Source organism: Bauldia litoralis (genome assembly GCF_900104485.1).
GTDB lineage: Bacteria > Pseudomonadota > Alphaproteobacteria > Rhizobiales > Kaistiaceae > Bauldia > Bauldia litoralis.
In genome coordinates, this window is record NZ_FMXQ01000009.1 from 82,491 (window position 1) to 94,995 (window position 12,505).

The following is a 12,505-nucleotide window of genomic DNA, read 5'->3' on the forward strand; positions in this document are numbered from 1 at the left end:
CGTCAATGCACCAGGACCCGGTTGCGGGAGTGGAACAGTTTTTCACCCTCGCGGGTCACGTCGATATCGAGCCGCCAATAGCCGGCATGGGCCACGGCCATGCCGCGGTAGTGGCCTGGTCCGGTCGGGTCCAGGACGAAGGAGACATCGCGGCGGGCATCGACCGGATGGACCAGGCGGGCGTCGACGATGACGCCGGAGACAGGCGCGCCGGTTTTGTCGACGATATCGACCGTCAGGGTCTCCGCGTCGCCGTCCGAGGTCAGTTCGCCATCGACCGTCCAGCCAAGCGCGCGCTGGGCGGCGGCGGCGGCCTCCTCGCTCTTGAAGTCGAGCCCGGCCTGGTAGGAACTCGGCGTGTCGAGGCCGCCGAAGGTCGAGATTGCGGCCTGGATCATCGCGATGTTGACGATGGTGACGAAGCCGAAGAAGCCGACGAGCATGAGGAAGACCGAGCGTCCGGTCAGCCGCCATTCGCCCGTTGAAGAGACCTGTGGCAGGCGCAGGTTCATGTCCCGTCTCCCGGTCCGCGGAAGTTGTCGGTGACGGTCGCGGTCTCCCCGTCGGCGGTATCGGTCACCACGAAGGTGACCGGAACCGAGGCGGCGGCTGGCGGTTCCGGGACGCTGACGATGACGCGGACTTCGCGGGTCTGGTCGGCCCCGACGGGTACGATCTGCTCGCCGTCGGCCGGGTTTGCCGCGGTCACCTCGACCACCGGGTCGGTCAGGCCATCGACGGAAATGGCAAACGTGCGCGGTGTCGTCCGCTTGTTGAGGATGCGCACCGTGTAGGCGTTGCGGATGCCGCCGTCGGACAGCACGACATATTCGGGATTGCGGTCATGGATGACGTTCACCGAGCTGATAGAACGCGCCGACAGCGACCACGCCATCACCGCGCCGACAATCAGGATCAGGGCGGAATAGAGCAGGGTGCGCGGTCGCACGATGCGGGCCATCGTCGACTTGCCGGCCAACCGCTCGCCGATGTTGATGTCGGTGTCATAGGCGATCAGCCGGGTTGGCCGGTCGAGCCGCTCCATGACGGTGTCGCAGGCGTCGATGCACAATCCGCATTGGATGCAGCCGAGATTCGGCCCCTCGCGGATATCGACGCCGGTCGGGCAGACGGCGACGCATTGGTGGCAATCGACGCAGTCTCCGGCGGGTTCGCCGCGCGCCAGCGCCGCGGTGGCTTTCTTCGCCGACATCCGCGGCTCGCCGCGGTCGAGCCGATACGTGACGTTGAGGGCATATTCGTCGGTCAGCGCCGCCTGGATGCGCGGCCAGGGGCACATGTAGAGGCAGACCTGCTCGCGCATGTGGCCGGCCAGTGCATAGGTGGTGAAGGTCAGGATGCCGATCCACAGATAGGCGATGAACGGCGCCTGCAGGGTGGCGAGATCATGGACCAGCGTCGGGGCGTCGGAGAAGTAGAGAACCCAGGCGCCGCCGGTCCACCACGCCGTCATCAGCCAGAGGAAATGCTTCAGCGTCTTGCGCGCCGCGAGTTGGGGCGTGAGCTTGCCCGCATCGTTGTGCATGCGCTCGCGCCGGTCGCCCTCGGTCCAGCGCTCGATCAGCAGGAACAGGTCGGTCCACACTGTCTGCGGACAGAGATAACCGCACCACACCCGCCCCGCGACCGCGTTCATCAGGAACAGCACCAGCGCGGCGAGGATCAGGAGGCCGGTGAGGTAGTAGATTTCCTGCGGCCAGATCTCGATGAAGAAGAAATAGAAGCGCCGCGCCGGCAGGTCGATCAGCACCGCCTGATCGGGCGCGCCCGGGCCCCGGTCCCAGCGGATGAAGGGCGTGAAATAATAGATGCCGAGCGTCACGATCAGCACGATCCACTTGATCCGCCGGAACGTGCCGTGGACGCTCTGCGGATAGATCTTCTTGTGCTTTTCGTAGAAGGACTGGCCGCTGTCGTCAGCGGGGTCGATCTGTGCGGGAACAGTCATTGTCGAACGGGATCCGGTGGCGCCTGCCGGAACCCTAGCGATGGAGGGGTCGGCAGGCGTTGATACGGATCAACGCGCGCAACGCAGCCTGTCGCGCGCGGACTGTGTCTGGCACCCTTGGGTTGTCCACGCGACGCGCGCACGGTCGCGCCCGGGACGCGACAGGTTTGCGTCGGGTCCCGGAGGCCTAGTCGGCGACCGCCGCGTCGCTCAGGTTGTTGAGCGCGTTCTCGATCATCTTGACCGCCTTGCTGTCGTCGTCGATGTCGTAGCGCTCGGCCAGGTCCTCGGCCTCGATATAGCCGACCCTGGTCTCGTCGCCGTCCTGCCAGACGAGGATGCGCAGCGGCAGGTCGAGGCCGATCTTCTGGTTTTCCTGCATCAGCGGCGTGCCGATCTTGGGATTGCCGAAGATCACGACGGTGGTCGGTGCCAGTTCGAGGTCGACTTCTTCGGCAGCAGCCGCATGATCGATGACCGCGGCGACCTTCGCGCCAGCGCCCTCGATCGCGGCGGTGAGCCGGGTGACGGTCTCTGCGACCGAATGCGGGCTGGTCTTCACCTGCCAGTCATCGTCCGCCACCGCCGCCGAGGAGGTGGCGATCGCGCCGATAAGAAGAATGGCCTGCGTTACGCGTGTAAAAATCATCAGTCGCTCCCACTGCCGGCCCCCCGACCGCGAAGGGTTAAGGTGGGTACGACGGAAGCAACAATCAATTGGCGGCGAGACCGAAGCGCGTTCTAGTTCTAGTCACCGCCGCCCAGGTTGTGGACGTAGAAGGTCAGCGCCTTGACGGTGGTGGGGTCGAGACGTTCGCCCCAGGCCGGCATCGACGAGTTGCGGGCATTGGTGACCGTGGCGATCATGTCGGCGGTGTCGGAGCCATAGAGCCAGATCGCGTCGGTCAGATTGGGCGCCCCGAGTTCCTGGTCGCCGGTGCCGGCCTCGCCGTGGCAGCTGGCGCAGTCCCTGGCGTAGATCTCGGCGCCGGCGGTGAGATCGGCGCTGCTCGGTACCGGCAGGTCGGCAAGCGAACGGACGTAGTAGACCACCTCGCGAATTTCCGCGCCGCTCAGGAGCCCGTCGCGGCCAAAGGCCGGCATCTCGCTGTACCGGCTGTCGGCGTTGTCGTTGCGCACGCCATAGGCGATGGTGTGGCCGATATTGTCGATCGATCCGCCCCACAGCCAGTCGTCGTCGATCAAGTTGGGATAGCCCTTCGATCCGCCGCCACCGACGCCGTGACAGGGCGCGCAGTTTTCCTTGAAGGCGATGCTGCCATAGGCGCGGGTGAAATCGAGCAGTTCCGGGTCGTCCTTGATCGCGGCGATCTCGGTGCTGGTCAGGCGATCGATCATCGGCCCGCGATTGGTCTCGAGCGCGGCCACCTCCTGGTCGACCGCGGTGCGCGAATTCCAGCCGATCAGACCGCCGGTCGCCGACCAGACCAGCGGCCAGGCGGGAAAGATGAACCAGTAGACCACCGACCAGGCGATGCAGGCATAGAAGATCCACAGCCACCAGCGCGGCAGCGGGTGGTTCAGTTCCTCGATGCCGTCCCAGTCGTGGCCGGTCGTCTTGTAGCCGGTGACCGGATCGAGCCTGGGTTCGTTGTGTTCGCTGTCGGCCATGGTCAGTCCTCGCTGAGCGGCAGCCGGGCCGCCTGGTCGTAGCGCTGCTTCTGCGAGGGGCGCATGACGATCAGGAGGACGACGACGAAGACCGCGACGAAATAGAGAAGGCCCCACGACTGGGCGAATTCCGCGAGCGCCATATAGGTGTCGGACATCGGTGCACTCCTCAGCGGATGTTGGCGCTGTCGTCGTAGAGGTTGAAGTCGATGGCCGTGCCGAGCGACTGGAGATAGGCGATCAGCGCGTCCGCCTCGGTCAGCCGTCCTGTCGCCGCCACCGTCCCGGTGAAGTCGCGGATATTGGCGTTGGGGTAGCGTTCAAGCAGTCCCTCGCTGTCGAGCGCGTCGAGGGTGCCTTGCGTGACCGCGTCGCGGCGCGCGGTCTCGATCATCTCGTCGGTATAGGGCACGCCGAGGGTCTGCTGGACAATGAGGTCCTCGCCGATATAGCGGATGTCGAGTTCAGTCTCGGCCAGCCACGGATAGGCCGGCATCACCGTCGACGGGACGACCGAACTCGGCGCATTGAGGTGGTCGAGGTGCCACGTGTCGGAATACTTGCCGCCGACCCGGGCGAGGTCCGGCCCGGTCCGCTTCGAACCCCACTGGAAGGGCCGGTCATACATCGACTCGGCGGCCAGCGAATAATGCCCGTAGCGTTCGACCTCGTCGCGCAGCGACCGCACCATCTGCGAGTGGCAGTTGTAGCAACCCTCACGGACATAGATGTTGCGGCCGGCGAGTTCGAGCGGCGTATAGGGGCGAACGCCATCGACCGTCTCGATCGTGTTCTTGAGATAGAACAGCGGCACGATCTCGACGATGCCGCCGATCGCGATCACCACCAGCGCTCCGAAGAAGAGCACGAGCGAATTGGTCTCGAAGATCTTGTGGCGTTCCCAGAGGGACATGGTGTCGTGTTTTCCCTATTCGGCCGGGACCATGACGGGCCGGGCTTCCGGCGCCGCCGATGCCTCGGGCGAGGCGATCGTCTTCCAGATGTTGACGACCATCAGCAATGCGCCCGCGAGGAACAGCAGGCCGCCAAGCGCCCGGATCAGGTAGAAGGGGTGCATCGCCTCGACGGTTTCGACGAAGGAATATTCAAGGAAGCCGAGCGAGTTATAGGCGCGCCACATCAGGCCCTGGAGGATGCCGGCGACCCACATCGAGGTGATGTAGAGGACGATGCCGATGCTCGACAGCCAGAAGTGCCATTCGACCAGCTTGAGCGACCACAGGCCCTTGCGGTTCCAGAGCCACGGCACAAGGCAGTAGATCGCGCCGAAGGAGATGTAGCCGACCCAGCCGAGCGCCCCGGAATGGACGTGACCGATGGTCCAGTCGGTATAGTGCGACAGCGAGTTGACCACCTTCACCGACATCAGCGGCCCTTCGAAGGTCGACATGCCGTAGAAGGCGACCGACACCACCATCATCCGCAAGACCGGGTCGGTCCTGAGTTTGTCCCAGGCGCCGGACAGCGTCATGATGCCGTTGATCATCCCGCCCCATGACGGCATCCACAGCATGATCGAGAAGGTCATGCCGAGCGTCTGCGCCCAGTCGGGCAGGGCGGTGTAGTGGAGGTGGTGGGGGCCCGCCCAGATGTAGAGGAAGATCAGCGACCAGAAGTGGACGATCGACAGCCGGTACGAATAGATCGGTCGGTCGGCCCGCTTCGGGATGAAGTAATACATGATGCCGAGGAAGCCGGCGGTGAGGAAGAAGCCGACGGCGTTATGGCCGTACCACCACTGGATCATCGCATCCTGGACGCCAGCCCAGACGATGTAGGACTTCGACGAGAAGACCGAGACCGGGATCGCCGCGTTGTTGCCGAGATGCAGGACGGCAATGGTCAGGATGAAGGCGAGGAAGAACCAGTTCGCCACATAGATATGCGGCTCCTTGCGCCGCATGATCGTCCCGAGGAAGACCATCAGGTAGACGACCCACACGACCGTCAGCCACAGGTCGGCGTACCATTCCGGCTCGGCATATTCCTTCGACTGGGTGACGCCGAGCAGATAGCCCGTGCCGGCGATCAGGATGAAGAAATTGTAGCCGATCACCACGAACCATGGCGCCAGGTCGCCGACCATCCGGGCGCGGCTGGTGCGCTGGACGACGTAGAAGGACGTGGCGATCAGGACGTTGCCGCCAAAGGCGAAGATCACCGCCGAGGTATGCAGCGGCCGGATGCGACCGAAGGTGGTCCAGGGCAGGTCGAAGTTGAGAACCGGGAAGGCGAGCTCGAGCGCCGCCCAGAGGCCGACGGTGAAACCGGCGATTCCCCAGAACAGGCCGGCGATAGTGGCGAACTTGATCGGCCCGTAATTGTAGTTAGGCTTGCCGTCGATTTCGAGCGGCTCCGGCTCGGCCGGACGCGAGTAGAAGCGGTCGACGATCTTGTAGACGAAATAGGCGGAAGCGGCCGCGAACAGGACGGCGTGGAACGAATACGCGGTCGAATGCGCCTTGCCCGCAACCACGAGCGAGAAGACGGCGAGCACCGTCAGCGCGATAGCGACTCCGAATTCACCATGGGTGAAGGACTTTCGGTCGATCGTCGGATTCGCCATGCGGCCCCCTTGCCGGCGCGTGTCGTCAATGGGACGGACATTGGCCGGGGGTGGATCGCGGAACTTTGATTCACGTCAAAACGTCCCGAATATCGGACGGTTGGGTCGCCGGCGGCGCTTCCCTGGGTTGAAGCCGGCATTGGGTCCGACAAACGGATGCAAAAACGCGGGCATCGGACGGACGAAGGTCCGTTTACCCGCCCCTCCCGATATGGTTCAGTCGGTGACTGTCGCGACAGTGTGGGGGCGTCCTCCGGCGGGCGACACCGAACAAACAAGAAAACCATCGGGGATAATCGCATGACACTGAAGAACCGGCTCGGCGGCCACACCAACAGCTACCACACATACAGCGTCGAAGAGGCCCTCGAGGGCATCGCGGCGGCGGGTTATCGTTACGTCGAACTGAGCGCGGTGCGCGGCTGGACCGAGCATGTGCCGCTCGAGGCCGACGCCAAGACGCTTGGCAAGATCCAGCGGATGATGAACCAGCTCGGCCTCATCAGCCTCAGCCTGAGCGGTCATTCAGATCTAACGACAAAGGAAGGGCTGGCCGACGGTTTACTGGCGGTCGATCTCTGCGAGCGCATGGGGATCGACATCATGAACACCGCGATCGGCGGTCACTACAGCGAGAACGAGGATGAAGCCGCCTTCATGGGCAATATCCATGAACTGGCCGACTATGCGGCGGTGCGCGAGATCCGCCTCGGCATCGAGATCCATGGCGAGATCACCATGTCGGGCGCGGCGTCGATCCCGGTGCTGGAACGCATCGGCCGGCCGAATGTGCTGATCAACTACGACACCGCCAATGTCGAATTCTACAGCGGCGTGAAGGCGGTCGACGATCTGCCCATCGCCGTGCCGAAAATGGTTCACTGCCACCTCAAGGACAAGCTTGGCGAGGGCCGGGTCTGGAACTTCCCGGGCATCGGCGACGGCGATATCGACTTCAAGCAGGTGCTCGGCATCATCGAGAAGGGTGGCTACACTGGCCCGCTCAGCGTCGAGATCGAATTCACCGGCGAGCCCTGGCCGGCGCTCGACGTGGTCAACCAGTCGATGAAGACGTCCTACGAGCGGCTTGCCGCGCTTGGCCTGTCGTGAGCGGGGGCGAGCGACCGGTGCGCATCGGCATATTGGGTTCGGGCTTCATGGGCGGCACGCATGCGCGTGCCTATGCGAAGGTCCCGGGCGTCGAGATCGTCGCGGTGTCGTCGCGCCATCTCGACAAGGCGGAAAAACTCGCCGCTGAGGTCGGCGCCAAGGCGACCACCGACGATCGCGCGATCATCGAGGACCCGACGATCGACGCGATCAGCAACACGCTGCCGACCAACCTCCACCCCGACTCGACCATCGCGGCCCTGAATGCCGGCAAGCATGTCCTGCTCGAAAAGCCGTTCGCGCTGACCGGCCCGGACTGCGACGGGATGATCGCGACAGCCGGATCGACCGGCAAGATCCTGATGCTGGCCCACGTCTGCCGCTTCTGGGGCGAGTATGGATCGCTTGTCGAATTCGTCCATGCCGGCAAGCTCGGCAAGCCGATTTCGGCCGTCGCATCGCGGCTGTCGCAATTGCCGGCCTGGGCCGACTGGTTCGTCGACCCGGCACTCAGCGGCGGCGCCGTCCTCGACCTCAGCGTCCACGATTTCGACGTGGTCAACTGGGTGCTCGGCACGCCGAAGACGGTCTATGCCCGGGGCAAGGAAGCCCGGCCCGGCCTGTGGAACGACATCCAGGCCAGCGTCGACTATGGCGATGCCAACGGCCTTGTCGAAGGCAGCGAGTTCATGCCGGCGGACTATCCCTTCTCCTGCGGCCTCAAGGTCCTGTGCGAGGGCGGCGTCATCGAGTTCAGGTTCCAGGCCGGCGGCGCCAGCGTCGAGATGGGCGGCGGCAGTTCGCTGACCGTCCACGAGCCGGGCAAGGCCTATCCGCTCGATCCCAAGCCGGGCGACGCCTACGACAACCAGATCGCCTGTTTCGTCGATTGCGTGCGGGAGGGCCGCGCGCCGACGCTCGGCACGCCGGAACAGGGTCGTCTCGCTGTCCGCACCGCCAATGCGGCTCGCGAGTCGATGGAAACCGGCGCCGTCGTTTCAGTCTGACAAGGTCGCCCGCGCGTTTCATGCGCGCGGGCGAGTCCGGCTGGACGGAGGAATGCCAGCCGAAGAGTTTCACGATATTCCGGGGAGGAAACAGGTCTTGGACGCTTACGGTTCTTACGATGCGCTGGGGCTCGCGGCGCTGGTCAAATCCGGCGAGGTAACGCCGCTCGAACTGGTCGAGGAGGCCATCAGCCGCATCGAGGCGCTCAATCCCCGCCTCAACGCGGTGATCTACCGGAACTTCGACGATGCCCGCCGCCGCGCGACCGAAGAGCTGCCGGCGGGGCCGTTCCAGGGCGTCCCCTATATGATCAAGGAACTGGCGACGATGTGGGAGGGCGTGCCCCAGACCAACAGCAGTCGCTACTTCAAGGGATTCGTCGCCCCGGCCGATTCGGAGATCAGCGCCCGTCTCAAGCGCGCCGGCGTCATCCACGTCGGCAACACCAACGCCCCCGAATTCGGCTGGGCGTTGACCACTGAGCCGGAGATGTACGGCCGCACCAACAATCCCTGGGCGGAAGGCATTTCGCCCGGTGGATCCAGCGGCGGCTCGGCCGCGGCGGTCGCCGCGCGCATCCTGCCGATCGCCGAAGCCAGCGACGCAGCCGGGTCGATCCGCGGCCCCGCCTCGCAATGCGGACTGGTCGGCCTCAAGCCGTCGCGTGGTCGTTCGACGCTCGCCCCGGGACAGGCCGATTTCTTTTATGGCGCCGCCCACTTCCTGTGCGTGTCGCGGACGGTGCGCGATACCGCCGCCTTCCTCGATGTGACATCGGGTGAACTGCCGGGCGATCCCTACAACACCCCGCCGCCGGCCCGGCCGTGGCTGGAGGAGACCAGGGCCGAGCCCGGCCGTCTGCGGATCGGCTTCACCGTCGCCGACCCGCATGGCCGGCCCGTTCATCCGGAGGTCGCGACCGCGGTGCGCAACACGGCCAAGCTGCTCGAAAGCCTCGGCCATCATGTCGAGGAGCACGACATGACGATTGACGCCGACGCCGCGTGGAAGACGTATAACCGCATCACCGCCGTGCAGACCGCGATGGTCTATGACAGCGTCGCGCCGTTCATCGGCCACACCGTGACGCCGGAGGAGGTATCGCCGACGATCTTCGCCATCATCGAGCGCGGCCGGTCGCTGACCGGTGTCGAGCATTCGACCGATGTCGAGCAGCAGCGCCTCTTCTCGCGCGCCATCGCCAGCGACATTGCCGCCTATGACGTGTTTCTTGCGCCGACCTTGACCCAGCCGCCGCGTCCCTTCGGCTTCTGGGACATGTCGGAGCCGGATATCGACGCGTATAACGCCAAGTGGACGGACGCGGTCTACCTCTATCTGTTCAACATCTCCGGCCAGCCGGCGATGTCGCTGCCGATGCACTGGTCGGCTGATGGCCTGCCGATCGGCGTCCAGATCGTCGGCCGCCCGACCGACGAGGCGACCCTGATCCGTGTTGGCGCCCAGCTCGAAGCGGCGCAGCCATGGATCGATCGCCTGCCGCCAATCTGCGCCGGTGTCTGAGTTCACGCACTCGGGGGGAGAGATTTTGTCGCCTCCGCGCCCTTTTTCGCGCCAGGTTCATGTATAGATCGCCACCGAAAGCGAATCTGATCAGGGGGAGCCGATAAAATGTCCGACACGAAGAAGATTGCCATGGTCACCGGCGCCGGCAGCGGCATCGGCAAGGCCGCCGTCCTGGCGCTTGCCGCCGAAGGATATGCCTGCGTCCTGGCGGGCCGCCGGCTGGAGCCGATCGAGGCTGTGGCAGCCGAGATCACCGGCAATGGCGGCGAGGCAATCGCGGTTTCTGCCGATGTCGGCGATGCGGCGTCGGTCGAGGCGCTATTCGCCCGGACGAAAGAGGCCTATGGCCGGCTGGACGTGATCTTCAACAACGCCGGCATCAACGTCGCCGCCACCCCGCTCGAGGATCTCGACTTCGACAAGTGGCAGTCGGTGGTCTCCGCCAACCTCACCGGCGTCTTCCTGTGTGCCCAGGGTGCCTATCGGCTGATGAAGGCGCAGGACCCGCAGGGCGGCCGGATCATCAACAACGGCTCGATCTCGGCCCATACGCCGCGCCCCAACGCCATCGCTTACAACGCGACCAAGCACGGCGTCAGCGGCATCACCAAGTCGGTGGCACTGGAAGGGCGGCCCTATGGCATCGCCTGCGGCCAGATCGATATCGGCAATGCCGCAACCGACATGACCCAGAGGATGAGCGGTGGGGTGCTCCAGGCCAACGGATCGCTCGCCCCGGAGCCGACGATGAACGTTAAGGCGGTTGCCGATGCGATCGTCTACATGGCCGGTCTTCCGCTCGATGCCAACGTCCTGACCATGACGGTGATGGCCACCAACATGCCGTTCGTCGGCCGCGGTTAACCTTTTCATCACGACGCTTCACCTAGCGCTGGCTCGATTTTGGGCTTGCCGTATTATGGCCTGAATGCCTAATCTTAATAGGTGTTAAGGGGCGGTGGTGGCCGTTCGTGATTTGTAAAGGTTCCGGGGGCGGGGGTTAATGGGTCTGCGACGACCGGCGCGCGCACAGCGTCCAACAATTCTGCTGGTCCTCATCCTGGCTTCGGGGCTTTTTGCCCTTTCGCCCAGCCGTTGGGCGCACTCTGAACGCGCCCAGCCCGAGATCGGCTCCTCTTCGGCCGGTCTCCGCCACGGGGTCACCCGGGCCATCAAGGCCGATATCGGCGCCCTGAGCACCCTCCAGACATTTGATAGCCACTGGTCGATGGGCGAATTCGTGCTGCGTCGCGAGACGTCGCCGGAGAGCCTCCCGGAGATGATGACCGGCTCGCTGCCGGCGCCGGAATCCCTCCCCATTATCAATTTCGCCGCCGCCGATCCGGTTGATGCGGCGATGGCGCCTTTCGAAGCGGTGATGTCCGCTCCACAGGAAGCCCTGCCGGTCCTGCAGCGTGGCCTGTTGCTCGATCCGCTGGAGTTCGCCGCGATTTCGTCCAGCGAGCAGAAATGCCTGGCCGACGCGGTCTATTTCGAGGCCCGCGGCGAAAGCCTGGAAGGCCAGATCGCCGTGGCGCAGGTCGTCCTGAACCGCGTCGACAGCCGCTACTACCCGAACACGATCTGTGGCGTGGTCTACCAGAACCAGGACAAGCTCAATCGCTGCCAGTTCTCCTTTGCCTGCGACGGCCGGGCCGAGACCATCGCCGACAAGGGCTCGTGGCGCCGCGCGGTCGACGTGGCGCGCAAGGTGCTGCTGGGCGGGGGAGCGACCCGCATCGCCGCCGTTGGCAGCGCCACCCACTATCACGCGACCTCGGTTTCGCCGGTCTGGGCTGGTGAGATGAACAAAGTCGATGTCATCGGCAGCCACATCTTCTACCAGCGCCGCTCCTCGCGGAGCTAGGCTCGGCAGGATCGGCCGCGTCCGCGCCTCCAAACGCTCCTTTCGCAGCACCCCTCCTTGATTTCTGGTCTCCGAGGCCTGATATCGGACCGGGAATCCTTCTGTTTGTGACTTGAGAGGTCCGATGCCTGAAGACAATGGGGCGGCGCCTGAGCCGACCACGACCGAAGACACCGCGGCACCCGACCGGGAAGACGTGGCGGCGATCGCCGCCGAGGCCGCCGATTTCAAGGATCGGCTGGTGCGGACGCTGGCTGAAATGGAAAATCTCCGCAAGCGCACCGCGCGGGAAGTCGCCGACGCGCGCCAGTATGCGGTCGCGTCCTTCGCCCGCGACATGCTGACGGTCGCCGACAACCTGAAGCGCGCGATCGCCGCTGTACCGGCCGAGAAAAGGGAGAATGGCGACAAGGACCTGATCTCCCTGATCGAAGGGGTCGAGGTCACCGAACGCGGGCTCGAGCAGAGCCTGACCAAGTACGGCGTCAAGGCGGTGGACGCCAAGGGTACGAAGTTTAACCCCGACCTGCACCAGGCGATGTTCGAGGCCGAGACGGCCGACGTGCCGGCCGGCCACGTGTCGGAAGTCGTGCAGACCGGCTACGTCATCGGCGAGCGCATGTTGCGTCCGGCGCTCGTCGCCGTCGCCAAGGCGCCGTCGAAGCCAGCACCGGCCAATGACGATGCTCCGGCTGCCGCGGCGCCTGCTTCGGAAGAGGCCAAGGTCGAGGAAACGCAGGGCGCGGCCGATGCCGGCAGCGCAGGCACGCCGCCGCCCGAATCGGCCTGAGAAGGGAGTTTCGGC

General features: G+C 65.0%; 13 protein-coding genes. 6 read left to right on the plus strand and 7 right to left on the minus strand.

Annotated elements, in window-relative coordinates:
* Positions 1-2: 2 nt before the first annotated feature.
* From BLT60_RS19480 to ccoN, 7 genes are all read right to left on the minus strand, one after another.
* Positions 3-512 carry a FixH family protein gene (locus tag BLT60_RS19480; RefSeq protein WP_090879113.1) on the minus strand — a complete coding sequence of 170 codons (510 nt, stop codon included), beginning with the start codon at positions 510-512 and terminating at the stop codon, positions 3-5.
* Entirely contained in the window at positions 509-1,969 is a 1,461-nt protein-coding gene (ccoG, locus tag BLT60_RS19485; protein WP_090879115.1) for a cytochrome c oxidase accessory protein CcoG, read from the minus strand. Before ccoG ends, BLT60_RS19480 begins: the two co-directional genes overlap by 4 nt.
* A gap of 187 nt (positions 1,970-2,156) precedes the next feature.
* Complete coding sequence (locus tag BLT60_RS19490) at positions 2,157-2,618, minus strand: DUF302 domain-containing protein (RefSeq protein ID WP_090879117.1); 462 nt, start codon at positions 2,616-2,618, stop codon at positions 2,157-2,159.
* A gap of 98 nt (positions 2,619-2,716) precedes the next feature.
* Positions 2,717-3,601 carry a cytochrome-c oxidase, cbb3-type subunit III gene (gene ccoP, locus BLT60_RS19495; RefSeq protein WP_090879119.1) on the minus strand — a complete coding sequence of 295 codons (885 nt, stop codon included), beginning with the start codon at positions 3,599-3,601 and terminating at the stop codon, positions 2,717-2,719.
* Positions 3,602-3,603: 2 nt separating this feature from the next.
* Positions 3,604-3,759 (minus strand): cbb3-type cytochrome c oxidase subunit 3, encoded by a 156-nt coding sequence (locus tag BLT60_RS19500; RefSeq protein ID WP_090879121.1) that lies wholly within the window; start codon positions 3,757-3,759, stop codon positions 3,604-3,606.
* A gap of 11 nt (positions 3,760-3,770) precedes the next feature.
* Positions 3,771-4,514 carry a cytochrome-c oxidase, cbb3-type subunit II gene (ccoO, locus tag BLT60_RS19505; protein ID WP_090879123.1) on the minus strand — a complete coding sequence of 248 codons (744 nt, stop codon included), beginning with the start codon at positions 4,512-4,514 and terminating at the stop codon, positions 3,771-3,773.
* 15 nt (positions 4,515-4,529) lie between these two features.
* Positions 4,530-6,188 (minus strand): cytochrome-c oxidase, cbb3-type subunit I, encoded by a 1,659-nt coding sequence (ccoN, locus tag BLT60_RS19510; RefSeq protein WP_090879126.1) that lies wholly within the window; start codon positions 6,186-6,188, stop codon positions 4,530-4,532.
* A gap of 300 nt (positions 6,189-6,488) precedes the next feature.
* On the opposite strand from ccoN, the gene BLT60_RS19515 reads away from it, so the two are divergent.
* The 6 genes from BLT60_RS19515 (at position 6,489) to grpE (ending at position 12,490) form a co-directional block, all read left to right on the plus strand.
* Positions 6,489-7,298 (plus strand): sugar phosphate isomerase/epimerase family protein, encoded by an 810-nt coding sequence (locus BLT60_RS19515; RefSeq protein ID WP_175478543.1) that lies wholly within the window; start codon positions 6,489-6,491, stop codon positions 7,296-7,298.
* A 17-nt stretch (positions 7,299-7,315) separates the two neighbouring features.
* The gene (locus tag BLT60_RS19520) at positions 7,316-8,305 is read left to right on the plus strand and encodes a Gfo/Idh/MocA family protein (RefSeq protein WP_139167899.1); all 990 of its coding nucleotides are present in this window, start codon (positions 7,316-7,318) and stop codon (positions 8,303-8,305) included.
* A 97-nt stretch (positions 8,306-8,402) separates the two neighbouring features.
* Positions 8,403-9,830 carry an amidase gene (locus BLT60_RS19525; protein ID WP_244521348.1) on the plus strand — a complete coding sequence of 476 codons (1,428 nt, stop codon included), beginning with the start codon at positions 8,403-8,405 and terminating at the stop codon, positions 9,828-9,830.
* A gap of 108 nt (positions 9,831-9,938) precedes the next feature.
* A complete protein-coding gene (locus tag BLT60_RS19530; protein WP_090879133.1) occupies positions 9,939-10,697 on the plus strand; it encodes an SDR family oxidoreductase in 759 nt (252 codons plus the stop codon).
* Between the two features lie 139 nt (positions 10,698-10,836).
* On the plus strand, positions 10,837-11,700 hold the full coding sequence (locus tag BLT60_RS25070; RefSeq protein WP_090879135.1) for a cell wall hydrolase: 864 nt from the start codon (positions 10,837-10,839) through the stop codon (positions 11,698-11,700).
* A gap of 124 nt (positions 11,701-11,824) precedes the next feature.
* The gene (gene grpE / locus BLT60_RS19540) at positions 11,825-12,490 is read left to right on the plus strand and encodes a nucleotide exchange factor GrpE (protein ID WP_090879138.1); all 666 of its coding nucleotides are present in this window, start codon (positions 11,825-11,827) and stop codon (positions 12,488-12,490) included.
* Positions 12,491-12,505 lie beyond the last annotated feature (15 nt).

What these genes read in the sequence shown, in the direction of transcription:
- BLT60_RS19515 (WP_175478543.1), top strand. Translation starts at nt 6,489, where the DNA reads ATGACACTGAAGAACCGGCTCGGCGGCCACACCAACAGCTACCACACA.
- BLT60_RS19500 (WP_090879121.1), bottom strand. Translation starts at nt 3,759, where the DNA reads ATGTCCGACACCTATATGGCGCTCGCGGAATTCGCCCAGTCGTGGGGC.
- ccoN (WP_090879126.1), bottom strand. Translation starts at nt 6,188, where the DNA reads ATGGCGAATCCGACGATCGACCGAAAGTCCTTCACCCATGGTGAATTC.
- ccoG (WP_090879115.1), bottom strand. Translation starts at nt 1,969, where the DNA reads ATGACTGTTCCCGCACAGATCGACCCCGCTGACGACAGCGGCCAGTCC.
- BLT60_RS19480 (WP_090879113.1), bottom strand. Translation starts at nt 512, where the DNA reads ATGAACCTGCGCCTGCCACAGGTCTCTTCAACGGGCGAATGGCGGCTG.
- BLT60_RS25070 (WP_090879135.1), top strand. Translation starts at nt 10,837, where the DNA reads ATGGGTCTGCGACGACCGGCGCGCGCACAGCGTCCAACAATTCTGCTG.
- ccoP (WP_090879119.1), bottom strand. Translation starts at nt 3,601, where the DNA reads ATGGCCGACAGCGAACACAACGAACCCAGGCTCGATCCGGTCACCGGC.
- BLT60_RS19530 (WP_090879133.1), top strand. Translation starts at nt 9,939, where the DNA reads ATGTCCGACACGAAGAAGATTGCCATGGTCACCGGCGCCGGCAGCGGC.
- ccoO (WP_090879123.1), bottom strand. Translation starts at nt 4,514, where the DNA reads ATGTCCCTCTGGGAACGCCACAAGATCTTCGAGACCAATTCGCTCGTG.
- grpE (WP_090879138.1), top strand. Translation starts at nt 11,825, where the DNA reads ATGCCTGAAGACAATGGGGCGGCGCCTGAGCCGACCACGACCGAAGAC.
- BLT60_RS19490 (WP_090879117.1), bottom strand. Translation starts at nt 2,618, where the DNA reads ATGATTTTTACACGCGTAACGCAGGCCATTCTTCTTATCGGCGCGATC.